The organism is Sphingomonas sanxanigenens DSM 19645 = NX02, from assembly GCF_000512205.2.
In the GTDB taxonomy this organism is placed as follows: domain Bacteria; phylum Pseudomonadota; class Alphaproteobacteria; order Sphingomonadales; family Sphingomonadaceae; genus Sphingomonas_D; species Sphingomonas_D sanxanigenens.
Genome location: NZ_CP006644.1, coordinates 1,114,603 through 1,137,437, shown reverse-complemented (window position 1 = coordinate 1,137,437; position 22,835 = coordinate 1,114,603). Strand labels below are relative to the sequence as shown.

Genomic DNA, 22,835 nt, shown 5'->3' with positions numbered 1-22,835 from the left:
CGATGCTGACGATCTGGGGCCGGCTGAACTCGCACAATGTGAAGAAGGTCGCGTGGCTCGCCCAGGAAATCGGCATGCCGCACGTCCGCCACGATGTGGGCGGCCAGTTCGGGATGAGCGATGCCTATCTGGCGCTCAACCCCAACGCGCTGATCCCCACGATCGAGGATGACGGGCTGGTGCTGTGGGAATCGAACGCGATCCTGCGCTACCTCGCCGCGCGCTATGCCGCGGGCACGGCGCTGTGGCCCGACGACGCCGCGGCGCGCGCGGTGGGCGACAAATGGATGGACTGGCAGTTCGGCTATGCCGAAGCGCAGCGCGATTGCTTCATCAACCTTGTCCGCCGCCCGCCGGAGACGCGCGATCTGCAAGCGATCGCCGCGTCGGCGGCGGCCTCGGCCGCCCAGATGGCGATCGTCGAGCGCGCGCTACAGCGTTCCCCCTGGCTGTCTGGCGACAACTTCGGCCTGGGGGACATCCCGATGGGCGTCTACGCCTACACATGGTTCACCCTCGCCATCGATCGCCCCGCCCTGCCGGCAGTGACCGCCTGGTATGAACGGCTGACGCAGCGACCGGGCTATGCCAGCCAGGTGATGATCCCGCTCACCTGATCCGTCCGCGCCACAGTGCCGGGTGTGACAATTGCATGACGCCATCAGCGTGACGCATCCGTAGATTGCATCTGATGCACTCAATATCGCCTGTTTTAAAATTGCGCCGACGTGAAATAATATTAGTTACGCCCTTGCACCGCTTCCGGTGCGATGCGGGTGCAACCCGTGACCAGGATCGGACCACCTCGGTCGATCTGATCCGCGAATCCTGGCCTTGATCAAAACCGAAGATGGCCCCGGTCGCCCTATGGCGATGTCGGGCACAAGGTTCTGTGGAGTAAAGACATGAAGACGTTCGAAACGGCGTCGAGCCTTGCGCTCGCGTTCGCCAGCCAGCTTCTCGTCGTCAGCGCGGTTCTCGCGTTCGTCTGACCGATGCCTGAGCATCCCCGCCTGCCGGCTCAGACCGGCGCGGGGATAAGCTCGCCTTTTCCTTTTTGCGCCGTGGCTTGCCCGGCTGCCGGCCCATCGAGGGTCGCGAACACGAATTCGACGAAAGCGTCGCCGCGAACATGAGCCTTGGGGTCCTTGTCCCACGCCGCCGCGGGTTTCGCTGCCTTGATCTCGGCCAATGTCCGCCCTTCGGCACGCGCGTTGGCCACCCGATCGCGAATGCCGACGAGCATGTCGCGATAGGCGACCAGATCGGCGCGCGACGCGACCTCCCCATGTCCCGGAATGATGCGCGTGCGCGCGTCGCTCAATGCCAGCGCGCGCTCGGCGCCGGCGATCATCCCCTTGATGCTGCCGCCCGACGACAGGTCGATGAAGGGCAGGCCGTAGCGGACGAACACGTCGCCGGTGTGAAGGATGTTCGCCTTCTCCCACTTCACCAGCACATCGCCATCGGTATGCGCATTGGCGACATGCACGGCGGTCAGCGTGTCGCCGTTCAGGTGCAGGCTGAGGCCGTCGGCGAAGGTGACGACCGGCAGCGCCTCCGGCGTCGACGGCGGGAATTTGAGCTTGAACGCCGCAATCACCTGATCGCTTGCCAGCCGCTTGCGGACATTGTCATGCGCGACGATCACCGCCCCGCCCTTGCCGAGCGCGGCGTTGCCGCCGCTATGGTCGAAATGCCAATGGGTGTTGACGACATAGCGCGCCGGGCCCTTGCCGAACTTTTCCAGCGCAGCGGTCAGCTTGGGCGTCATCTGCACATAATCATCGTCGATCACGACCAGTCCGTCGGCGCCGTGCGACACCGCGATATTGCCGCCACCACCGAACAGCAGAGTGAGTTCGGGGGTCAGCACCTCCGACCGGATCTCGGGATTGGGGATTTCCTGCGCCTGGCTGACGGCGCAGGCCGCTGTCATCAGCGGCAATAACAGCGCGACGACACGCATCGGCATACCTCCCCTTTTTCGCCGCGCCCCAGGTTTCGGGGGGCGTGGTTTGGCGCCACGCTGCCCCGACTCGGGGGCGCTTGTCACGGGGATTTCGGAACTGGTGTCTCGAATTAGGGCAGAAGCGTCGCTTTTCCTCCCCGAACTCCGCTCGGGGAGGGGGACCGCCAGCCGCAGGCTGGTGGTGGAGGGGCTGGCGCCGACGCAATCTGATCATGCAATGTTCGAGGAGAAGGCTTCGGCGCCGGCCCCTCCACCACCGCCTACCGGCGGCGATCCCCCTCCCCGACGCTGCGCGCCGGGGAGGACAACGACGCCCGGAAACACCTCAATCCAAAAACAATTCGGGCGACGCAGTCTGTACCGCGCCGCCCGTATTGAACCTCAGCCGTCAACGACGTCCGATCAGGTCAGATCCCACATATCCTTGATCTTGGCGAAGAAGCCCTTCGAGTTGGGGCATTCGTCACCCGTCTCGGTCTCGCGGAATTCCTCGAGAAGCTGTTTCTGCTTCGCCGAAAGCCGGGTCGGCGTCTCGACGTCGATCTGGATCACCAGGTCGCCGTGGCCACGGCCCTGCAGCACCGGCATGCCGGCGCCGCGCTGGCGAATCTGCTTGCCGGACTGGATGCCGGCCGGAATGCGGATCTCGTGCGTCGCGCCATCGAGCCCGGGGATCGAGATCGAGCCGCCCAGTGCCGCGGTGGTGAAGCTGATCGGCGCGCGCGCGAACAGCGCGGTGCCTTCGCGCTCGAACACCGAATGGCGCGCGAGATGGATGAAGATGTAGAGGTCGCCCGGTGGCGCGCCACGCGCGCCCGCCTCACCCTCGCCGCTCAGGCGGATGCGCGTGCCTTCGTCGACGCCGGGGGGAATGGTGACGTCCAGCGTCTTCTCGCGATCGACACGGCCTTCGCCATGGCAGGCGTTGCACGGATCCGCGATCGTCTGGCCGGCGCCGTGACAACTCGGGCAGGTCCGCTCGACGACGAAGAAGCCCTGCTGCGCGCGCACCTTGCCGTGGCCGGCGCAGGTGCCGCAGGTCTTGGCGCCGGTGCCGGGCTTGGCACCGGTTCCGTCGCACGTCTCGCACGCCGCGGAGACGTCGATGGTGATCTCGGTCTTCTTGCCGTGGAACGCGTCCTCCAGCCGGATCTCCATATCGTAGCGGAGATCGGCACCGCGGCGCGCCTGGCGCTGCCCGCGGCCGGAAAACTCGCCGAAGATATTCTCGAAGATATCGGCGAAGCCCGAAAAATCCTGGTGACCGCCGCCACCGCCGCCGCCGTTCTGGAACGCCGCCTTGCCGAACCGGTCATAGGCGGCGCGCTTCTGCGGATCCTTCAGGCAATCATAGGCTTCGCTGATCGCCTTGAATTTCGCCTCGCTATCCTTGCAGCCCGGATTCTTGTCCGGGTGATAGCGCATCGCCAGCTTGCGATAGCTGCTCTTGATGCTCGCATTGTCGGCGCCACGCTCGACTTCGAGCAGTTCGTAAAAATCAGCTTCGATACTCATGCCGCCCCCGACCTAGGCCGCGCATCCCGCATTTGCGAGAGGTCAAGGCCGTCCCCCGGCCTTCTTCCGACCACAGCCGGAAGAAAGGGGCAAGGGGACGGCCCAACCATTACGCCTTGTTGTCGTCGACTTCCGAGAACTCGGCATCGACCACGTCATCATCGGCCTTGGGAGCCTCGGCGGAGGGCGACGCGGCGGCCGCCTGCTCCTTCTCGTAGATCGCCTGGCCCAGCTTCATCGCAACCTGGGTCAGTGCGCCCGTCTTCTCGGTCATCGCGGCGGCATCGCCACCCTCGACCGCCGACTTGGCTTCGGCGATCGCAGCCTCGATCTCCGACTTCAGCGCCGCATCCACCTTGTCGCCATGCTCGGCAAGCTGGCGCTCGGTCGAGTGGATCAGGCTCTCGGCGTTGTTCTTCGCCTCGGCCGCCTCACGACGCTTCTTGTCGTCCTCGGCGAACTTCTCGGCATCACGCACCATCTGGTCGATGTCGTTGTCCGACAGACCACCCGAAGCCTGGATCTTGATCTGCTGCTCCTTGCCGGTGCCCTTGTCCTTCGCGGAGACGTTGACGATGCCGTTGGCGTCGATGTCGAACGTCACCTCGATCTGCGGCACGCCGCGCGGCGCCGGCGGGATGCCGACCAGGTCGAACTGGCCGAGCATCTTGTTGTCCGCCGCCATTTCGCGCTCACCCTGGAACACGCGGATGGTCACCGCCTGCTGATTGTCGTCGGCCGTGGAATAGGTCTGCGACTTCTTGGTCGGGATCGTCGTGTTGCGATCGATCATCCGGGTGAACACGCCACCCAGCGTCTCGATGCCCAGCGACAGCGGCGTCACGTCGAGCAGCAGCACGTCCTTGACGTCGCCCTGCAGCACGCCCGCCTGGATCGCCGCACCCATCGCGACCACCTCATCGGGGTTCACGCCGGTGTGGGGCTCCTTGCCGAAGAAGCTCTTCACGACGTCGCGGACCTTGGGCATGCGCGTCATGCCCCCGACGAGGACGACCTCGTCGATGTCGCCCGCCTTCACGCCGGCATCGGCCAGCGCCTTGCGGCAGGGCTCCAGCGTGCGCTGGATCAGGCCATCGACCAGACGCTCCAGATCGGCGCGCGAGATCGACTTGACGAGATGCTTCGGGCCGGTGGCGTCGGCGGTGATGAACGGCAGGTTGACCTCCGTGGTCGCCGCCGAGCTCAGCTCGATCTTCGCCTTCTCGGCCGCTTCCTTCAGGCGCTGCAGCGCGAGCCGATCCTTGGTGAGATCGATGCCCTCGGCCTTCTGGAAGTCAGCCGCCAGGAACTCGACGATCTTCGCGTCGAAATCCTCGCCGCCCAGGAAGGTGTCGCCGTTGGTCGACTTCACTTCGAATACGCCATCGCCGATCTCGAGGATCGAGACGTCGAAGGTGCCGCCGCCAAGGTCATAGACCGCGATGGTCTTGTTGTTGTCCTTGTCGAGGCCATAGGCGAGCGCGGCCGCGGTCGGCTCGTTGATGATGCGCAGCACCTCGAGGCCGGCGATCTGGCCGGCGTCCTTGGTAGCCTGGCGCTGGGCGTCGTTGAAATAGGCCGGAACGGTGATCACCGCCTGCGTGACCGGCTCACCGAGATAGGCCTCGGCGGTTTCCTTCATCTTCTGGAGCGTGAAGGCGCTGATCTGGGACGGCGAATAATCCTTGCCGCCGGCCTGCACCCACGCATCGCCATTGCCGCCGCGTACGATGTGGTACGGCACCAGCTCGGTGTCCTTCTTGGTCACCGGATCGTCGAAGCGGCGGCCGATCAGGCGCTTCACCGCGAAGATCGTGTTGTCGGGATTGGTGACCGCCTGGCGCTTGGCAGGCTGGCCGATCAGCCGCTCGCCATCCTTGGCGAAGGCCACGATCGACGGCGTCGTGCGCGCGCCTTCCGCATTCTCCACGACCTTCGGCTTGCCGCCTTCCATCACGGCGACGCAGCTGTTGGTCGTACCCAGATCGATCCCGATAACTTTACCCATGATAGTCCCTCATTGCCCCAAATGCCTGGCAGCCCCTGCGGCCCAGAAACGAGGCACCGCAGCGGTGTTTCGGAGGCGGATATAGGTGCGGTTCACAGGCCTGCAAGCCGCCTGCAACATTCTGGTGTTGCATCCGTTCCGGCGGAAAACCGTTCCCCACCGGCGGCCGCCTGCGATAGAATGGCGGACAGTCACATAAGGATGCCTATCGATGCGCCGTCTCCTGCTGCCGCTCCTCGCCCTCGCCGCCCTGCCCGCGCTCGCTTCGTGCGAGAAGCGCGAGGTGACGGTGACCGATGGCTGGGTGCGCCTTTCGCCCAATCCGGATGCGCCCTCGGCCGCCTATTTCACCGTCAAGGGCGGGTCGGAAGCGACGCAGCTCAGCGCCGTGGGATCCGAGGTCGCGATCCGTTTCGAGATGCACGAGACCACGCGCGAGAACGGCATGATGCAGATGAAGCCGCTCGCCAGCGTCGAGATCCCGGCCAACAGTTCGGTCAAGTTCGAACCCGGCGGCAAGCATGTGATGATCTGGAACATCAACCCCGGCATCAAGCCGGGCCAGCGCATGGACATGGTATTCACCTTCGCGAACGGCGCGCAGATCGAATATCCGATGGCGGTGCGCGGCGCCGCCGGAGCCGCCCCCGCCGCCGGCGAGCATGCCGGCAACCATAGCGGGTGAGGCACGGCGGGTGAGAAAGGGCGGGCGGCCGCTGACCGGGGGGGAGCGGGCGCTCGCCGCCTCGGTCTTCGGCGATGCGATCGCCTATGACCGGGTGGCGATCCACAACCGCAAGTGGATGGTCTTCCAGCCGCGCCGCGTGGCGATGGCGCCCGACGGCCATATCTGGTTCCACCCGCAAGGCGGGCTGTTCCGCGATGATTTCTCGGCGGCGCCGCTCGGCGACCAGGGGCTGTTCATCCATGAGATGGTGCATGTGTGGCAGCACCAATCGGGTATCGTGCTGCCGCTGCGGCGCCATCCCTTCTGCCGCTATGACTATTGCCTGAAGCCCGGCTGGCGGCTGGAGCGCTATGGGCTGGAGCAGCAGGCGGAAATCGTGCGCCATGCTTTCCTGCTCGGCCGCGGCGCACGCGTCGTCGGCGCCCCGCCGCTGTCGCAATATGAGGGCATACTGCCCTTCCGATCCAATGTGGTGAGCCTGCGCGGATGACCCCGACGAACCGGATACAGGCCCTGCTCGACACGCTCGGCCTGCCATGGCGCGAGAGCATGGCGACGCTTGCCGCGCGCTATGGCGTGCAGCCCGACACCTGGCTGCGGAGCCGCATTCCGGTGGTGCTGCTCGGTCTGGAACAGCCGCCGCTGCCCGGGCTGCTGCGGCCGCTGCTGTTCCAGATGGACCCCGATCATGACGCGTCGCTGCCGCCGGCCAGCTTCATGGGCTATATCTGGGCGGGCAAGCGGGTGAGCCTGTTGCCGCGCGACTGGGCACGCCAATCGCTGGAACTCGCCCGGCAGGCGCTCGAGCCCGCGCTGGGCGAACCGCGACCCGATGACACCAGCAACACCTATGGCTGGCGCTGGCAGTTCGGCCCGTCGCAGATCTCGATCGCCTGCTTTCCGCCGCTGCTGCAGCAATGGGGCGGCAGGAACAGCGTACACGAAGCCGAGCCGCGCACCAAAACCGCCTGCCACATCACCATCCAGACCGGTTATCGCCCGCCCTGCAGCGCGGCGGAGCGCGCGGCCGTGGCGGCGTTCGTTCCGGCGCTGCCGCTGGGCGGCGCATATGATCCCGCGATCGTCGCAACCCGGCCGCTCAGCCAATATGCGCTGGACTATGTCCGCGCGCCCGTGCCCGGCTTCGCGCGCGCCGTGGGACAGATCGGGCGCAGCCCCGACGGACAGTTGCTGATCTTCGCGACATCCGAACTGCGCATCGTGCCCGTCGCGGACGTGCTGGCGGTCGACGTGGAGCGTATCCTGCCGGCGCGCGGATCGGGCGGCGCGCATGTGCGGCTCGCCTGCGCGCGCGATGGCGGCAGACCCCGGCATATCGAGCTCTACGGACAATATGGGGTGCCGGCCGATTCGCTGAACGACGCGGGGCAGCGCATCGCCGACTGGATCGGAACACCGTGCATCCTCGGCGCATATCACCTAGACGATTGAGCGGACCGACAGGAGCACAGCGCCGATGCCCGAGACGATCGATCGTTTCCGTTCCTCCACCTGGGGCTGGCTGCGCGGCACGCTGGCCGGCTGGCTGACGGTGCTGCTCTGCCTCGTCGGCATCGGCCTGCTGATCGTCGCGTGGAAATGGCTGGCCAACCTCGCCACCACCTATGAGCTGACCGAGGACCGGCTGATCCTGCACAGGGGCATCTTCGCCAGGAGCATCGACGAGATCGAACTCTATCGCGTGAAGGATATCCGCATCGATTTCACGCTGATCAACCAGTGGGCCGGCATCGGCACGATCGCCATCGCCTCCAGCGACGAGACCACCCGCGACGGCCCGCTGGTGATCCGCGACGTTGAGGATGCCCGCGCCCGCCGCGAGAAACTGCGCCTGCTGGTCGACGCGGCGCGCCAGAAGCGCCGCGTCCGCGAGATCGACGTGGGGCATGACGATTTCTAAAGCGACGAGCGATAAATCCAACCCGTTCGCCCTGAGCAGCCATTGAGCCTGTCGAAATGGCGTATCGAAGGGCCTGCTCCGAGCCTGACCCTTCGATACGGGCCTTCGCCAGGCTCAGTCCCTACTCAGGGCGAACGGATCTTATGCCGCCCAATTGCAGCCATTCGCGCACGTCTTCGCATGAGTTTCATATTATGTCCCCGAAATTCATGTTCCCGAAATTCAATGAAATTCACGGGTCCATGTCCTACTTGCGGGTATTTCGAAGGCACTTTATCTTTCCGCAATGGCCAAGAAACTTTGAACGTATGAAGTCCGGAAAAGGTATCACCGAAAGCGGCCAGAGCGCGATAAACGACCGAACAAATTTCGGTTCAGAGCTTCGCTTGAACAGGTTGGTCGCATAGCACGCATACTTCGGCTGCACGGGTTCGACGTTACAGTTCCGACGCGTATCAGTCCGGAGCAATGGACAATTACGGCTATCGCGCCGAAGAAACTCAGCCCAGCCCGCTTACTCAGATTATGCAATCTGATCGACCGCACACACGCACTCCATATGTTGACGAGTCTCAACGTGCGGGTGTTCCGCTGGTTGGGTAAGGTTCGACGACAACCCGCGCGGTTCTATCGAAACAGGAGGACCGGGAACGATCGCTAATCGCCAGAATCCGCTATCGTCGACGTCGTTGAGAATATCAAAAAAGCGCGCGCGACCGGCCATGCCTTCACAGCCTCCTCAGCCGGGCTGGGAATTTCGGGGACACAATATGAAACTTGCCCCTCACACATCCCGCGCATGACTCCGCAGGAGTTTCGTATTATGTCCCCGAAATCAAATGTCCCCGAAATCTACCTTAACGCCCATTTTCGGACATTAGCCCGTCTGCTAAGACGGGTGAATGTTGGAGAGTCTGCACCTGGCGGGGTTCGTGGCCGCGACAATCTGTGGCGGAGTTTTTTTAGACTGGGCGCTATTCGGTCAACTGAAAATGACCCTCGGAGCGTTCGGGGATCGTGATGAGGTCAGGTATCGTGATTTGCCCTACTGGCGCCTTTCCCTAATCATCATCGCCTCTGCTACGGTCGGGATCAGCAGGGCGCCGCGAGATTTGCTTATCTTGCCATTTTGGGTGGGTGTAGTGCTCTTTATAGCTGCCAACATTTACGGCGTATCACTCGCACTCCGGCGATAAATGACGGTTACGAGTGAAGCGCAAGCGTCGCCTTTCCACCAAAAGCTGCCTCCCGCCACGGACGTCGGGAACGGCAGAAACGACCCGCGACCGGCCATGCCTTTTTCCGCGCCCTCAGCCGGGCTGGACGACGCCGATCTCGTGCCCGTCGGGATCCGTGAACTGGAAACGGCGGCCGCCGGGAAAAGCGAAGATCGGGCGCGTCACCGTGCCGCCCGCCGTCTCGACCGCGGCCAGCGCCGCCTCCAGATCCTCGACCTCGACCACCGGCAGCGCCGCCGCGGTCTTCTCGCTGCCATCCGCCTGCAGCCCGACATCGGTGTCGCCCGACGTCGTCGCCGCATAGGTCGGCCCGAAATCGACGAAATCGAAGCCGAACGCGGCCGCGTAGAAGCGTTTCGCGGCGCCGATATCGGCGGTCGGCAGTTCGAGATAGTTCAACCTGGCCATCTGCACCTCCTTCAATGTTCTTGATTCGTTCTCATGCTTCGGCCATGATTTGTCAATGGATCCGAAGCTCCGACCGGCCCGCGGCGCGACCAGCAACCACACGCCCACGCGCTTCAGCCTGCCCGAACGGCTGGCGGAAGGGGACTGGCTGGATGCGCGCGAGGAGATAGACGGCGCGCCGCCGCCGCTGCGCACGACGGTGACGGTGGAGGAACCGCGCACGATCATCACGCGCAACCGATCCCCCGACATCAAGTTCGATCGCTCGATCAACGCCTATCGCGGCTGCGAGCATGGCTGCATCTATTGCTTCGCGCGGCCGACGCACGCCTATCATGACCTTTCGCCCGGCATCGATTTCGAATCGAAGTTGTTCGCCAAGCCCAACGCCGCCGAACTGCTGCGCGCGGAACTGGGCAAGCGCGGCTATGTGCCGGCGCCGATCGCGATGGGCACCAACACCGATCCCTATCAGCCGATCGAACGCGACTGGCGGATCACGCGGGACTGCATCGCGGTGCTGGCCGAAACCGGCCATCCGCTGCTGATCACCACCAAGTCCGACCGGATCCTGCGCGACCTCGACCTGCTGGCACCGATGGCGGCGCGGCACCTGGTCGCGGTGATGCTGTCGGTGACGACGCTCGATCCGAAGATCGCGATGACATTGGAGCCGCGCGCGCCACGCCCCGTAAAGCGCATCGCCGCGATCAAGGCGCTGGCCGAGGCCGGAGTACCGGTGACGGTGTCGCTGGCGCCGGTGGTGCCGGCGATCACCGACCATGAAATGGAACATATATTGGAAGCCGCGGCGGAGGCCGGGGCGCAGCATGCCTCCTACATCCTCGTGCGCCTGCCGCATGAGGTGGCGCCTTTGTTCCGCGGCTGGCTCGACGCCCATTTTCCCGATCGCGCCGCAAAGGTGATGGGGATCATCCGCGCGATGCGCGGCGGGCGGGACAATGATCCGCAATTCCACAGCCGCATGCGGGCACAGGGGCCCTGGGCGGACCTGCTGCGCACGCGGTTCGGGATCGCGTGCAAGCGCTATGGGCTGAACCAGCGCGTGTGGGCGCCGCTCAGAACGGACCTGTTCCGGGCGCCGGCGGGGCGGCAGGGGGAATTGTTCTGATCGGCGATGTTCTCCCATCAGTTGAACCATCGCTTTACATAGCGGGACCACGCATCCTATCGCTGCCCCAAGCGCAAAGGGAGAGCGACATGCGACCGACCAGGGCAATCCGGCTGATGCTGGCAGCGACGACGCTTGCCGCCGCCACCCCCGCCCTCGCCGCGGACGGCTGGATCGATCCCACCACCGGTCGCCGGATCGTTCGCATCGACGACACGCCCGGCAATTACGCGCTCTATTTCAACTACAACCCGTTCACGCCGCAGGGCGACCAGATGATCTACCTGACGCCGGAGGGCATCCGCGCGGTCGATCTGAAGACGTGGGAGACGCGGCTGGTGCTGAAGCAGCGCGTCGACCGGCTGCTGTTCATGGGGCCGCGCACCCGCACCGCCTATTACACCGTCAGGGATATGGCGGTCGACGATGGCGGCCCGTTCCAGGTGTGGGCGGTCGACGTCGACAGCGGCAGGACGCGCAAGGTCGCCGACCTTCCGGGCGGACGGATCGAAGCGATCAACGCCGACGAGACCATGCTCGCGGGCGAGCGCGAACTGGCGCCGCCGCCCGAGGCGATCGCGCGGCAGGGCCGCCGCGATCCCAAGACCGGCTCGCCCGGCTATGCCGGCACCGGTCCGGACGGCAAGCCGCTCTCCTTCGCCGCCGCCAAGGCGAAGTGGATGGCGGATCGTCTTGCCGCCCGCGTGCCGATGGAGATGTACACCGTCTCGATCGCCAAGGGCGAAAAGCGGACGATCCACCGCGCGACCGACTGGCTCAACCATGTCCAGTTCTCTCCCACCGATCCCAAGCTGCTGATGTTCTGCCACGAGGGACCGTGGGACCAGGTCGACCGCATCTGGACGATCCGCACCGATGGCTCGGCGCTGAAAAAGGTGCATGAGCGGACGATGGCGGGCGAGATCGCCGGCCATGAATTCTGGAGCAGCGACGGCCGGACGATCTGGTACGACCTCCAGACGCCGCAGGGCCACGTGTTCTGGCTGGCGGGCTATGACGTGCTGAGCGGCGCCCGCACCCGCTACGAACTGCGCGACGACCAGCGTTCCTACCATTTCAGCCAGTCGCCGGACCGCACGATGTTCTCGGGCGACGGCAGCGATGCCGGCAAATGGATCAGCGTGCTCAAGCCGGAGGCGACCGCCGCACCGCGCGACGGGCTGATCGCGCCGGGCCGGCTGGAAACGGTGCGCCTCGCGACGCTGGCGCTGCAGGATTACACGCTGGAGCCCAACCAGCATTTCACGCCCGACGGGAAATGGATCGTGTTCCGGGGAAATATGGAAGGAAAGCCCGCGATTTACGCGGTGGAGGTGAAGTAACCTTCCTTCGCCCTTGGGGGAGCGATCACCAGTTGGCGGGTCGGATCGCCCCCCGGGCGATCCTAAATCATGCCAGGGGCATGATTTACCCGGCAACTGATGATCGCTGGTTACGCAGACTTGGTTCCGCCTTTTGGCGGGCCCTGGTCGGAGTTGGGAGCGGGGGAGCGGCGCTCTCGCGCCGCGCGCGCCTCCGGCGCGCATCCCTCATCCAACTCCGACCAGGACGCCGCTTCGCGCCACCCAAGTCTCCATATCCTTCTCCCACAAGGGGAGAAGGTTTCATCATACGCGATTCCTACGCGGCGCCTCCCCCCGGCGTCTCGCATTCAAATCCGTGCCCGCCCTATTTCGGCACCTGCACACACTCGCAGGAGTACCGATTATGCAGGACCTTCTCTGGATCCTGATCACGCTGGGGCTGGTGGCGGCGACGCTCGCCTATGCCCGGCTTTGCGACAGCGCCTGACGGAAGGCTTCGCCCATGACCATCGAACTCTGGCTGGCCGCGATCACCGCGGTCGGCCTTCTCCTTTATCTGGTCGCCGTCCTCGTGCGCCCCGAACGTTTCTGACGGGAGGCAGGAGATGACCCCGCAGGGATGGACCCTGATCCTCGTTTTCGTCGCGATCCTGATCGCGCTGGCCAAGCCGATGGGGCTGTGGCTGCACGCGCTGTATGAGGGGCGGCGCACGCCGCTGCATGTCGTGCTCGGGCCGGTCGAGGCCGGTTTCTACAGGCTCGCCGGGATCGATCCCGCCGCCGAGCAGAGCTGGCGGCGCTACGCCGTCCACATGCTGATCTTCAACGTCGCGCTGCTGCTGCTGACCTATGCCGTGCTGCGGCTGCAGGGTCTGCTGCCGGGCAATCCGCTGGGTTATGCCGGCCTGTCCGAGCATCTCGCGTTCAACACCGCGGTCAGCTTCACCACCAACACCAACTGGCAGAGCTATGGCGGCGAATCGACGATGTCGAACCTGTCGCAGATGCTCGGTCTCACCATCCACAACTTCCTGTCCGCCGCGACCGGCATCGCCCTCGCCTTCGCCTTCTTTCGCGGGTTCGCGCGGCGCAGGGCGGCCACGATCGGCAATTTCTGGGCGGACTGCACGCGCGTGACGCTCTATCTGCTGCTGCCGATCTGCATCGTCTACGCGGTGTTCCTGATCGCCAGCGGGGTGCCGCAGACGCTGGTCGGCTCGGTCGACGTGACCACGCTGGAGGGCGCGAAACAGACGCTGGCGCTGGGCCCTGTGGCGAGCCAGGAAGCGATCAAGCTGCTCGGCACCAATGGCGGCGGCTTCTTCAACGTCAATTCCGCGCACCCGTTCGAAAACCCGACGGCACTGACCAACTTCGTGCAGATGCTGTCGATCTTCATCATCGGCTTCGGGCTGACCTGGACGTTCGGCAAGGCGGTGGGCAATCCCCGCCAGGGCTGGGCGATCCTTGCGGCGATGGTCACGATCTTCATGATCGGTGCCAGCGTGACCTACTGGCAGGAAGCCGCCGGCAACCCGATCCTCCACCAGCTCGGCGTGGCCGGCGCGAACATGGAGGGCAAGGAGGTGCGCTTCGGCGTCGCCGCATCCGCGCTCTTCTCGGTCGTCACCACGGCAGCGTCGTGCGGCGCGGTCAATGCGATGCATGACAGTTTCACGGCGCTGGGCGGCATGATCCCGCTGCTCAACATCCAGCTGGGCGAAGTCGTCGTCGGCGGCGTCGGGGCCGGCATCTACGGCTTCCTGCTGTTCGCCATCCTCGCGGTGTTCGTCGCCGGGCTGATGGTCGGCCGTACGCCCGAATATGTCGGCAAGAAGATCGAGGGGCGCGAAGTGAAGCTGGCGGTGCTGGCAATCGCGGTGCTGCCGCTCGTCATCCTCGGCTTCACCGCGCTCGCCTCGGTGACGGATGCCGGCCTCGCGGGCCCGCTCAACAAGGGGCCGCACGGCTTCTCGGAGATCCTGTACGCCTTCACCTCGGGCGCCGGCAACAACGGCTCCGCCTTCGCCGGCCTCACCGCCAACACGCCCTTCTACAACGGGCTGCTGGGGGTGGCGATGTGGATCGGCCGCTTCTTCATCATCGTGCCGATGCTGGCGATCGCCGGCAGCCTCGCGGCGAAGAAGCATACGCCTGAAACCGCAGGATCCTTCCCGACCACCGGTCCGCTGTGGACCGGCCTGCTGATCGGCATCGTGCTGATCGTCGGCGGCCTCACCTTCCTGCCCAGCCTCGCCCTCGGTCCGATCGCCGATCATCTCGCGATGATCAACGGCCGGACCTTCTGACCAGAAAGACCCGGAGCACCCATATGGCTCGGTCCAACCAGAAATCGCTGTTCACCGCAGACCTGATCGTGCCCGCGATCGGCGATGCCTTCCGCAAACTCGATCCGCGGCAGCTGATCCGCAACCCGGTGATGTTCACCACCGCCGTGGTCGCCATGCTGCTCACCGTCCTGCTCGTCGTCGGGCAGGACGGGCTCGGCATCGGCTTCAAGCTCCAGCTCGTCATCTGGCTGTGGCTGACGGTGCTGTTCGGGACCTTCGCCGAGGCGCTGGCCGAAGGCCGCGGAAAGGCGCAGGCCGCCTCGCTGCGCGCCACCAAGGCCGAACTCGTCGCCAAGCGCCTGAAGGGTGACGGCCGCGCGTGGGACGAGGTGCCCGCCTCCACGCTCAAGGTCGGCGACATCGTGCTCGTCGAAACCAACGACCTGATCCCGTCCGACGGTGAAGTCGTCTCGGGCGTGGCCTCGGTCAACGAGGCGGCGATCACCGGCGAAAGCGCGCCGGTGATCCGCGAGGCGGGCGGCGACCGCTCGGCCGTGACCGCCGGCACCCGCGTCATCTCCGACGAGATCCGCGTACGGGTGACGGTGGAGCCCGGCCAAGGGTTCCTCGACCGCATGATCGCGCTGGTCGAAGGCGCCGAGCGCCAGAAGACCCCCAACGAGATCGCGCTCACCATCCTGCTGGTCGGCCTCACGATCATCTTCCTGATCGCGGTCGGCACGATCCCCGGCTTCGCCGCCTTTGCCGGCGGCGAGGTGCCGATCGCGATCCTCGCCGCGCTGCTGATCACATTGATCCCGACGACGATCGCCGCCTTGCTTTCGGCGATCGGCATCGCCGGCATGGATCGGCTGGTGCGCTTCAACGTGCTCGCCAAGTCGGGCCGTGCGGTCGAGGCGGCGGGCGACGTCGACGTGCTGCTGCTCGACAAGACGGGCACGATCACCATCGGTGATCGCCAGGCGAGCGAGTTCCGCACCGTCGGCAGCGCCAGCGCGCAGGATCTTGCCGATGCCGCGCTGCTCGCCAGCCTTGCCGACGAAACGCCCGAGGGCCGATCGATCGTGCTGCTGGCGCGCGAGACGCTGGGGCTGACCACCGCGAGCCTGCCCGCCGATGCGGAGGTGGTGCCGTTCACCGCGCAGACCCGGATCTCGGGCGTCAATATCGGCCGGACCGTCATCCAGAAGGGGGCGGTGGATTCGATCCTGCGGGCCAATCCGGGCGCGGGCACCACGGCGGCCGCGACCGAACTGCGCCGCATCACCGACGAGATCGCGCGCGCCGGCGGCACCCCGCTGGCGGTGGCGAAGGACGGCGTGCTGCTCGGCGCGATCTTCCTCAAGGATGTGGTCAAGGCCGGCATCCGCGAACGCTTCGGCGAACTGCGCCAGATGGGCATCCGCACGGTGATGATCACCGGCGACAACCCGCTGACCGCAGCCTCGATCGCGGCGGAGGCGGGCGTCGACGACTTCCTCGCGCAGGCGACGCCGGAGGACAAGCTGGCGCTGATCCGCAAGGAACAGTCCGGCGGCCGGCTGGTGGCGATGTGCGGGGACGGCACCAACGACGCCCCCGCCCTCGCCCAGGCCGATGTCGGCGTGGCGATGAACACCGGCACGCAGGCGGCGCGCGAAGCCGGCAACATGGTCGATCTCGACAGCGATCCGACCAAGCTGATCGAGGTCGTCGGCCTCGGCAAGCAGTTGCTGATGACGCGCGGCGCGCTGACCACCTTCTCGGTCGCCAACGATGTCGCCAAATATTTCGCGATCATCCCGGCGATGTTCATCGCGCTCTACCCGTCGCTCGGCGTGCTGAACGTGATGGGGCTGGGAACGCCGCAATCGGCGATCCTTTCCGCCATCATCTTCAACGCGCTGATCATCCCGCTGCTGGTGCCGCTGGCGCTGAAGGGCGTGAAATACCGTCCCGTCGGTGCCGGCCCGCTGCTGGCGCGCAACCTGGCCGTCTACGGCCTCGGCGGCCTGCTCGCACCGTTCGTCGGCATCAAGCTGATCGACCTCGCGGTCAACGGCCTCGGCCTGGCCTGAGGAGCCCCTGTCATGACCAAAGACCTTGTTTCCGCACTCCGCCCCGCCCTCGTGCTGGCGATCCTGTTCGCAATCCTGCTGGGCATCCTCTATCCGCTGGCGATCACAGGCATCGGCCAGACCATCCTGCCCTGGCAGGCGAATGGCAGCCTCGTGGTCGACGGCGGCAAGCCGGTCGGCTCGGCGATCGTCGGCCAGCCCTTCACCAACCCGGGCTATTTCTGGTCGCGCCCCTCGGCGGCCGGCGATGGCTATGACGGCCTCTCCTCCTCGGGCTCCAACCTCGGGCCGACCTCGGCCGCGCTGGTGGAGCGGGTGAGGGGCGATCTCGAAACCCGTGGCGATGGCGCCAGCACGGTACCGGCGGATCTGGTGACCGCCTCCGGCTCCGGTCTCGATCCGGACATCAGCCCGGCGGCCGCGCTGCACCAGGTGCCGCGCGTGGCGGCCGCCCGCAAGCTCGATCCGGCCGCGGTTCGCGCGCTGGTGAACCGATCGGTGCGCACGCCGGTGCCCGCCTTCCTCGGCGAGCCCACCGTCAACGTCCTCGCGCTCAACCGCGCGCTCGACGCAATGGCGAACGCCGGCTAATCATCGCGGAATGAAGCGTCGGACGCACCGGGCAACGGGCCCATGACCTCGGCCCCCGACCGTCCGGACCCGGAGGCCTTCCTGCGCCAGGCCGCGCAGGAAGGCCGCGGCCGTCTCAAGCTGTTCCTGGGGGCCGCCCCCGGCGTCGGCAAGACCTACGAGATGCTTTCCGAAGGCCGCCAGCGGCGCGAGGCCGGCATCGATATCGTCATCGGCGTCGTCGAGACGCATGGCCGGCGCGAGACCGAGGCGCTGGTCGCGGGCTATGAGGTGATCCCCCGCATCGACGTCGACCATCGCGGCCACAACCTCGGCGAGATGGACATCGACGCGATCCTCGCGCGCCGCCCGCAGCTCGTCCTCGTCGACGAGCTCGCCCACACCAACGCCCCCAGCAGTCGCCACCCCAAGCGCTATCAGGATGTCGAGGAACTGCTCGACGCCGGGATCGACGTCTATTCGACCGTCAACATCCAGCATGTCGAAAGCCTCAACGACGTCGTCGCCTCCTTCACCCGCGTCCGCGTGCGCGAGACGGTGCCCGATGCGATGCTGGAGGCCGCCGAGATCGAGGTGGTCGACATCCCGCCCGACGAGCTGATCGAACGGCTGAAGGAGGGCAAGGTCTATGTGCCCGAGGAAGCGAGCCGCGCGCTCGGCCATTTCTTTTCCAAATCCAACCTCACCGCGCTGCGCGAACTCGCGCTGCGCCGCGCCGCGCAGGCGGTGGACGCGCAGATGCTGGACTATGTCCGCCAGCACGCGCTGGCGGGCAGCTTCGCGGTGGGGGAGCGGATCATCGTCGCGATCAGCGAGCATCCCAGCGGCCCGGGGCTGGTGCGCGCCGGCAAGCGCCTTGCCGATGCGCTGAAGGCGCCGTGGACGGTCGTCCATATCGAGACGCAGCGCAGCCAGAGTCTCAGCGACTTCGAGCGCCAGCGCGTCGCCGATGCGATGGCGCTCGCCTCCCGCCTCGGCGCGGTCACCGCCAGCATCCCCGCGCAGCGCGTGGTCGATGGCCTGCGCGACTTCGCTACTGAGGCGCGCGCCACCCAGATCGTCATCGGCAAGTCGACGCGAAGCTGGATGTTCGAGCTGCGCCACGGCTCGGTCGTCGACCAGCTCGTCCGCGCGATCGATGGCGTCGCCATCCATGTGCTGCCCGGCGACGGCGAGGTGGCGCGCGAGATGCCGGGCGCCGCCGCGCCGCGCCGGCCGCGCGGCGACCTCTCCGACTATCTCTGGACGCTGGCGGCGGTGGCGCTGTGCACGGCGATCGCCCGTGGACTGGTCGAACTGATCGACCTCGGCAATGTCGGCATGATGTTCCTGGTGCCGGTGATGTTCGCCGCGGCCAGCTTCGGCCTGCGCGCGGGGCTGTTCGCCGGGGTCACCGCCTCGCTCGCCTACAACTTCTTCTTCCTGCCGCCCACGGGCACGCTGACGGTCAGCAACCCCGAGAACATCATCAGCATCTTCGTGCTGCTGGGCGTGGCGCTGGTCACCAGCCAGTTCGCCGCGCGGGTGCGCACGCAGGCCGATCTCGCCCAGTCGAGCGCGCGTCAGAACGCCGCGCTCGCCGGCTTCTCGCGGCTGCTCACCGGTGCCGCCGACCAGGAAGCGCTGATGCAGGCGATCTGCGCGGAGGTCGCGCGGCTGTTCGACGTGCGCACCGTGCTGCTGCTCCCCTCCGCCACCGGCCCGCAGCTGCGCGCCGCCTATCCGCCGGAGGACCGGCTCGACCAGATCGAGCTCGCCGCCGCGCAATGGGCGATCGACAATGAGCAGCCCGCGGGCCGCGGCTCTTCCACCCTCACCGCCTCCGACTGGCTGTTCCACCCGCTGGCGACGACGCGCGGCGTGCTCGGCGTGCTCGGCCTCGCCCGCGAGGATGCCGGCGAACCGCTGCGGTCGGACCAGATGCCGCTGCTGATGAGCCTGCTCGACCAGGCGGCGATCGCATTCGACCGGATGGCGCTGGAAGGCGAGATGCAGGATGCGCGGCAGCTGCGCGAGCGCGACCGGCTGCGCTCCGCATTGCTCTCCTCGGTCAGCCATGACCTGCGCACGCCGCTGACCTCGATCCTTTCCGCGGTCCAGCAGATGCGCATCGAGCCGCGCCCCGATCTGGTCGAGACCGTCGAGGACGAGGCGCAGCGGCTCAACCGCTTCGTCGCCAACCTGCTCGACATGGCGCGGGTGGAAGCCGGCGCGCTGCCGCTGCGCATCGAGGCGACCGACCTGACCGATGCCGTCGCCTCCGCGGTGCACGACACCCGGCGCGCGCTGGCCGGCCATGAGATCCGGCTGGAGATCCCGCCGGACATGCCGCTGGTGCGCATCGATCCGCAGCTTTTCCATCACTGCCTGATCAACCTGCTCGACAATACCGGGCGCTATGCCGACCCGGATACGCCGGTGACGATCGCGGCGCGACGCGACGCGCAGGGCATCGCGCTCTCCATCATCGACCAGGGGCCGGGCATCCCGCCGGGCAAGGAGAGCAAATTGTTCGAGACCTTCACCCGGCTGGAGGGATCGGATCGCGCCAAGGGCGGCACCGGGCTCGGCCTCGCCATCGTCAAGGGGTTCGCCGAAGCGATGGGGCTCGCGGTTTCCGCGCGCAATGTCGACCCTCCCGGCGCCTGCTTCACCATCACGATTCCCGAGTCGGCGGTGATTTCCGCGCTCGATGACCAGGACCTGCCATGACCACCCGCCACCATGTGCTGATCGTCGATGACGAGCCGCACATCCGCAAGCTGATGACCACCGCGCTCGCCCGCGCCGGCTATGCGACCAGCGAGGCCGCGAGCGGCCGCGAGGCGATGAGCCGGCTGCGCGCCGACCGGCCCGATATCGTGCTGCTCGACCTCGGCCTGCCCGACCGCGACGGGCTGGAGTTGGTGCCGCTGATCAAGACGCAGTCCGACGCAACCTTGATCATCGTCTCCGCGCGCGATGCGACCGACGAGAAGGTCGCATCGCTCGATCTCGGTGCAGACGATTATCTGACCAAGCCGTTCGACACCGAGGAACTGCTCGCCCGCGTCCGCGTCGCGCTGCGCAACCGGATGACGCGGGATGGCGGCGCGCTGGCGGTGAAGGCGGGCGATGTCGAGATCGACCTGATGCGTCGCCAGGTGCTGCGCGCCGGCGCCGAGGTGCATCTGACCCCCAAGGAATATGCGGTGCTCGAACAGCTCGCCCGCTTCCCCGGCCGCGTCATCACCCACAGCCAGATCATGAACCATGTCTGGCCACGCGAGGTGGACCATCACGTCGAATATCTGCGCGTGCTGGTGAAGACGCTGCGGCAAAAGCTGGAAGCGGATCCGCAGCGGCCGCAGATCATCGTGAACGAGCTGGGAATCGGGTACCGCCTGAAGGCTGAGTAAAACTACCCCCGCAAGCTGCGGAGTGAATCCTACGCGATTCCAACGCCGTTCTGGATTTCCCCGTCTCGAAAGTCGCTGCCGCCGCGGGGCACATCAGCCTGATGTCAGACCCCAATCAGCTCTGGTCCAGCATCGTCGACTGGCTCGGCATGCAGGGCCCGGTCACCCTTTCGCTCTATTCCTGCGGCCTCGTCACCATCGCCTTCATGGCGTCGAAGGCGCTCGCCGGCTAGATTTCGAGCTGCGATCCCAGCTCGATCACGCGGTTGATCGGCAGCCCGAAGAAAGCCATCGGGCTTTCCGCATTCTGCACCATCCACGCGAACAGTTTCTCGCGCCACAGCGCCATGCCCGGCCGTTCGGATGGGATCACCGTCTGGCGGCTGAGGAAATAACTGGTCTCCATCGCGGCGAACTTGCCGCCGCAATCCTTCACTGTTTCCAGGCTGCGCGGGATGTTGACCTCCTGCATGAAGCCGTGGCGGATGACCATCCGGTAGAAGCCCTCGCCGGCGTCGATCTTCTCGACCACGCCCGCCTTGCCGACATAGGGCACGCCCTCCGTCTTCACCGTCAGGATCACGACGCGCTCGTGCAGCACCTTGTTGTGCTTCACATTGTGGAGCAGCGAGGGCGGCACGCCGTCGGTGGTCGACGACAGGAAGATCGCGGTGCCGGGCACACGTTCGAGCGACTTGCCCGTCGAGCGGATGAACAGGTCGAGGTCCATCGCGCCTTCCTGCATGTAGACGCGCATGATCTGCCGCCCCCGCGCCCAGGTGGTGAGCAACGTGAAGACGATCGCGGCGACCAGCAGCGGGAACCAGCCGCCATCGGGGATCTTGGTGATGTTTGAGGCGAAATAGGCGCCGTCGATCAGCACGAACGCCGCGGTGGCGACGCCGGCGAGCGCGGGGTGCCAGCGCCACACCGCGAAGGCGAGGATGCCGAACATGCAGGACGTGATCAGCATGGTGCCGGTGACGGCGATGCCATAGGCCGCTGCCAGATCGCCCGAGCTGCCGAAGCCCATCACCAGCAGCATGACGAGCAGCATCAGCCCCCAGTTGACCAGCGGGATATAGATCTGCCCCGCAGCATCGGCGCTGGTGTGATTGATCCTGAGGCGCGGCAGATAGCCGAGCTGCATCGCCTGCTGGGTGACCGAATAGGCACCCGTGATCACCGCCTGGCTGGCGATCACCGTCGCCAATGTCGCCAGCCCGACCAGCGGCAGGCGCGCCCATTCGGGCGCCATCAGGAAGAAGGGGTTGGCGGCGGCGGCGGGCGTGCTCAACAGCAGCGCGCCCTGCCCCATATAGTTGAGCAGGAGGCACGGAAAGGCGACATAGAGCCAGGCGGCGCTGATCGCGCGGCGGCCGAAATGGCCCATATCGGCATAGAGCGCCTCAGCGCCTGTCACCGCCAGCACCACCGATCCCAGCGCGAGGAACCCCAGCTTCGGATCGATCAGGAAGAAGTTGAGTGCCCACCACGGATTGACGATCCCCAGGATCTCCGGGTGCTCGACGATGTTGGCGATGCCGAGCAGCGCCAGCGCCGCGAAATAGAGCGCCATGATCGGACCGAACCAGGCGGCGACCCGCGCGGTACCGCGGCGCTGGATCAGGAACAGGCCGGCGAGGATCGCGATCGCGAGCGGCACGACGAAGCGGTCGAACCCGCCTTCCACCACCGTCAGTCCCTCGACCGCGGAGAGCACCGAGATCGCCGGCGTGATGATCGCGTCGCCATAGAAGAGCGCGGTGGCAAGCACGCCGAGCGCCGCGACCGGGCCCTTCCAGCCGTCGAGCTTGCTCCGCCGCATCACCAGCGCGAGCAGCGCCATGCTGCCGCCCTCGCCCTCATTGTCCGCGCGCAGGATCAGCACGACATATTTGACGGTGACGATCAGCGTCATCGTCCAGAACACCAGCGAGAGCACGCCATAGATGTGGGGCTGATCGACGGCGAGCGGGTGGTGACCGACGAAGCTTTCCTTCAGCGCATAGAGCGGCGAGGTGCCGATATCGCCGAAGACGACGCCCAGCGCGCCCAGCGCCAGCGCGTGGAGGCCGCCCTTGGGCTCGTGATTCGGCTTGGCGCCGGTCTGGTCGGTCATTCCCACTCCAGTCGCGGCGCCGGTCGTTCCGTTTGCATCGGTCGGCATAGGATCTCCAGAGGGATTTCCGGTCACCGGCATAGGATTGGCATAGCATTGGCAGCCGCGCGATCGATCCGTGCCGCGCGTTCTACGCAATCTCTACGCA

At 66.4% G+C, this 22,835-nt stretch carries 19 protein-coding genes; 14 read left to right on the top strand and 5 right to left on the bottom strand.

What is annotated here, in order from left to right:
* Window positions 1-2: 2 nt before the first annotated feature.
* A complete protein-coding gene (locus tag NX02_RS05410) occupies window positions 3-617 on the top strand; it encodes a glutathione S-transferase family protein (RefSeq protein WP_025291177.1) in 615 nt (204 codons plus the stop codon).
* A 404-nt stretch (window positions 618-1,021) separates the two neighbouring features.
* Here the strand turns inward: NX02_RS05410 and NX02_RS05405 are convergent, their stop codons facing one another.
* The 3 genes from NX02_RS05405 to dnaK all read right to left on the bottom strand — a co-directional run bounded on the left by NX02_RS05405 (window position 1,022) and on the right by dnaK (window position 5,495).
* Entirely contained in the window at window positions 1,022-1,975 is a 954-nt protein-coding gene (locus NX02_RS05405; RefSeq protein ID WP_084717619.1) for an MBL fold metallo-hydrolase, read from the bottom strand.
* Window positions 1,976-2,374: 399 nt separating this feature from the next.
* Window positions 2,375-3,487 carry a molecular chaperone DnaJ gene (gene dnaJ, locus NX02_RS05400; RefSeq protein WP_025291175.1) on the bottom strand — a complete coding sequence of 371 codons (1,113 nt, stop codon included), beginning with the start codon at window positions 3,485-3,487 and terminating at the stop codon, window positions 2,375-2,377.
* Between the two features lie 109 nt (window positions 3,488-3,596).
* Window positions 3,597-5,495 carry a molecular chaperone DnaK gene (gene dnaK / locus NX02_RS05395; RefSeq protein ID WP_025291174.1) on the bottom strand — a complete coding sequence of 633 codons (1,899 nt, stop codon included), beginning with the start codon at window positions 5,493-5,495 and terminating at the stop codon, window positions 3,597-3,599.
* 211 nt (window positions 5,496-5,706) lie between these two features.
* Between dnaK and NX02_RS05390 the strand changes: the two genes are divergently transcribed.
* From NX02_RS05390 to NX02_RS05375, 4 genes are read left to right on the top strand one after another with little or no spacing between them, the layout of a single operon-like run.
* Window positions 5,707-6,180 carry a copper chaperone PCu(A)C gene (locus tag NX02_RS05390; RefSeq protein WP_025291173.1) on the top strand — a complete coding sequence of 158 codons (474 nt, stop codon included), beginning with the start codon at window positions 5,707-5,709 and terminating at the stop codon, window positions 6,178-6,180.
* Window positions 6,158-6,673 (top strand): hypothetical protein, encoded by a 516-nt coding sequence (locus NX02_RS05385; RefSeq protein WP_047099740.1) that lies wholly within the window; start codon window positions 6,158-6,160, stop codon window positions 6,671-6,673. The genes NX02_RS05390 and NX02_RS05385 overlap by 23 nt, the downstream gene beginning before the upstream one ends.
* Window positions 6,670-7,635 carry a hypothetical protein gene (locus tag NX02_RS05380; protein WP_025291171.1) on the top strand — a complete coding sequence of 322 codons (966 nt, stop codon included), beginning with the start codon at window positions 6,670-6,672 and terminating at the stop codon, window positions 7,633-7,635. The genes NX02_RS05385 and NX02_RS05380 overlap by 4 nt, the downstream gene beginning before the upstream one ends.
* A 25-nt stretch (window positions 7,636-7,660) precedes the next feature.
* Window positions 7,661-8,104, top strand: coding sequence for a PH domain-containing protein (locus NX02_RS05375; protein ID WP_025291170.1), 444 nt, complete (start codon window positions 7,661-7,663; stop codon window positions 8,102-8,104).
* Between the two features lie 1,310 nt (window positions 8,105-9,414).
* Here the strand turns inward: NX02_RS05375 and NX02_RS05365 are convergent.
* Entirely contained in the window at window positions 9,415-9,750 is a 336-nt protein-coding gene (locus tag NX02_RS05365; protein WP_025291168.1) for a VOC family protein, read from the bottom strand.
* A 55-nt stretch (window positions 9,751-9,805) separates the two neighbouring features.
* Between NX02_RS05365 and NX02_RS05360 the strand changes: the two genes are divergently transcribed.
* From NX02_RS05360 to NX02_RS33900, 9 genes are all read left to right on the top strand, one after another.
* Window positions 9,806-10,882 (top strand): PA0069 family radical SAM protein, encoded by a 1,077-nt coding sequence (locus NX02_RS05360; RefSeq protein ID WP_025291167.1) that lies wholly within the window; start codon window positions 9,806-9,808, stop codon window positions 10,880-10,882.
* 89 nt (window positions 10,883-10,971) lie between these two features.
* The gene (locus NX02_RS05355) at window positions 10,972-12,225 is read left to right on the top strand and encodes an oligogalacturonate lyase family protein (protein WP_039996415.1); all 1,254 of its coding nucleotides are present in this window, start codon (window positions 10,972-10,974) and stop codon (window positions 12,223-12,225) included.
* 484 nt (window positions 12,226-12,709) lie between these two features.
* Window positions 12,710-12,799 carry a K(+)-transporting ATPase subunit F gene (gene kdpF, locus NX02_RS05350; protein WP_039996413.1) on the top strand — a complete coding sequence of 30 codons (90 nt, stop codon included), beginning with the start codon at window positions 12,710-12,712 and terminating at the stop codon, window positions 12,797-12,799.
* A gap of 13 nt (window positions 12,800-12,812) precedes the next feature.
* Window positions 12,813-14,516, top strand: coding sequence for a potassium-transporting ATPase subunit KdpA (gene kdpA, locus NX02_RS05345; RefSeq protein WP_025291165.1), 1,704 nt, complete (start codon window positions 12,813-12,815; stop codon window positions 14,514-14,516).
* Window positions 14,517-14,539: 23 nt separating this feature from the next.
* Window positions 14,540-16,576 (top strand): potassium-transporting ATPase subunit KdpB, encoded by a 2,037-nt coding sequence (gene kdpB, locus NX02_RS05340; RefSeq protein WP_025291164.1) that lies wholly within the window; start codon window positions 14,540-14,542, stop codon window positions 16,574-16,576.
* 12 nt (window positions 16,577-16,588) lie between these two features.
* Window positions 16,589-17,167 (top strand): potassium-transporting ATPase subunit KdpC, encoded by a 579-nt coding sequence (gene kdpC, locus NX02_RS05335; RefSeq protein ID WP_025291163.1) that lies wholly within the window; start codon window positions 16,589-16,591, stop codon window positions 17,165-17,167.
* 42 nt (window positions 17,168-17,209) lie between these two features.
* Complete coding sequence (locus NX02_RS05330; protein ID WP_025291162.1) at window positions 17,210-19,879, top strand: sensor histidine kinase; 2,670 nt, start codon at window positions 17,210-17,212, stop codon at window positions 19,877-19,879.
* Complete coding sequence (locus NX02_RS05325; protein WP_025291161.1) at window positions 19,876-20,565, top strand: response regulator transcription factor; 690 nt, start codon at window positions 19,876-19,878, stop codon at window positions 20,563-20,565. The genes NX02_RS05330 and NX02_RS05325 overlap by 4 nt, the downstream gene beginning before the upstream one ends.
* Window positions 20,566-20,666: 101 nt before the next feature.
* Window positions 20,667-20,798, top strand: a complete 132-nt coding sequence (locus NX02_RS33900) for a hypothetical protein (protein ID WP_281178305.1) — start codon at window positions 20,667-20,669, stop codon at window positions 20,796-20,798.
* Here NX02_RS33900 and NX02_RS05320 read toward each other — a convergent pair.
* Window positions 20,795-22,687, bottom strand: coding sequence for a potassium transporter Kup (locus tag NX02_RS05320; protein ID WP_025291160.1), 1,893 nt, complete (start codon window positions 22,685-22,687; stop codon window positions 20,795-20,797). The genes NX02_RS33900 and NX02_RS05320 overlap by 4 nt on opposite strands.
* Between the last annotated feature and the right edge of the window lie 148 nt (window positions 22,688-22,835).

What these genes read in the sequence shown, in the direction of transcription:
- NX02_RS05410 (WP_025291177.1), top strand. Translation starts at nt 3, where the DNA reads ATGCTGACGATCTGGGGCCGGCTGAACTCGCACAATGTGAAGAAGGTC.
- NX02_RS05405 (WP_084717619.1), bottom strand. Translation starts at nt 1,975, where the DNA reads ATGCCGATGCGTGTCGTCGCGCTGTTATTGCCGCTGATGACAGCGGCC.
- dnaJ (WP_025291175.1), bottom strand. Translation starts at nt 3,487, where the DNA reads ATGAGTATCGAAGCTGATTTTTACGAACTGCTCGAAGTCGAGCGTGGC.
- dnaK (WP_025291174.1), bottom strand. Translation starts at nt 5,495, where the DNA reads ATGGGTAAAGTTATCGGGATCGATCTGGGTACGACCAACAGCTGCGTC.
- NX02_RS05390 (WP_025291173.1), top strand. Translation starts at nt 5,707, where the DNA reads ATGCGCCGTCTCCTGCTGCCGCTCCTCGCCCTCGCCGCCCTGCCCGCG.
- NX02_RS05385 (WP_047099740.1), top strand. Translation starts at nt 6,158, where the DNA reads ATGCCGGCAACCATAGCGGGTGAGGCACGGCGGGTGAGAAAGGGCGGG.
- NX02_RS05380 (WP_025291171.1), top strand. Translation starts at nt 6,670, where the DNA reads ATGACCCCGACGAACCGGATACAGGCCCTGCTCGACACGCTCGGCCTG.
- NX02_RS05375 (WP_025291170.1), top strand. Translation starts at nt 7,661, where the DNA reads ATGCCCGAGACGATCGATCGTTTCCGTTCCTCCACCTGGGGCTGGCTG.
- NX02_RS05365 (WP_025291168.1), bottom strand. Translation starts at nt 9,750, where the DNA reads ATGGCCAGGTTGAACTATCTCGAACTGCCGACCGCCGATATCGGCGCC.
- NX02_RS05360 (WP_025291167.1), top strand. Translation starts at nt 9,806, where the DNA reads ATGGATCCGAAGCTCCGACCGGCCCGCGGCGCGACCAGCAACCACACG.
- NX02_RS05355 (WP_039996415.1), top strand. Translation starts at nt 10,972, where the DNA reads ATGCGACCGACCAGGGCAATCCGGCTGATGCTGGCAGCGACGACGCTT.
- kdpF (WP_039996413.1), top strand. Translation starts at nt 12,710, where the DNA reads ATGACCATCGAACTCTGGCTGGCCGCGATCACCGCGGTCGGCCTTCTC.
- kdpA (WP_025291165.1), top strand. Translation starts at nt 12,813, where the DNA reads ATGACCCCGCAGGGATGGACCCTGATCCTCGTTTTCGTCGCGATCCTG.
- kdpB (WP_025291164.1), top strand. Translation starts at nt 14,540, where the DNA reads ATGGCTCGGTCCAACCAGAAATCGCTGTTCACCGCAGACCTGATCGTG.
- kdpC (WP_025291163.1), top strand. Translation starts at nt 16,589, where the DNA reads ATGACCAAAGACCTTGTTTCCGCACTCCGCCCCGCCCTCGTGCTGGCG.
- NX02_RS05330 (WP_025291162.1), top strand. Translation starts at nt 17,210, where the DNA reads ATGACCTCGGCCCCCGACCGTCCGGACCCGGAGGCCTTCCTGCGCCAG.
- NX02_RS05325 (WP_025291161.1), top strand. Translation starts at nt 19,876, where the DNA reads ATGACCACCCGCCACCATGTGCTGATCGTCGATGACGAGCCGCACATC.
- NX02_RS33900 (WP_281178305.1), top strand. Translation starts at nt 20,667, where the DNA reads ATGTCAGACCCCAATCAGCTCTGGTCCAGCATCGTCGACTGGCTCGGC.
- NX02_RS05320 (WP_025291160.1), bottom strand. Translation starts at nt 22,687, where the DNA reads ATGACCGACCAGACCGGCGCCAAGCCGAATCACGAGCCCAAGGGCGGC.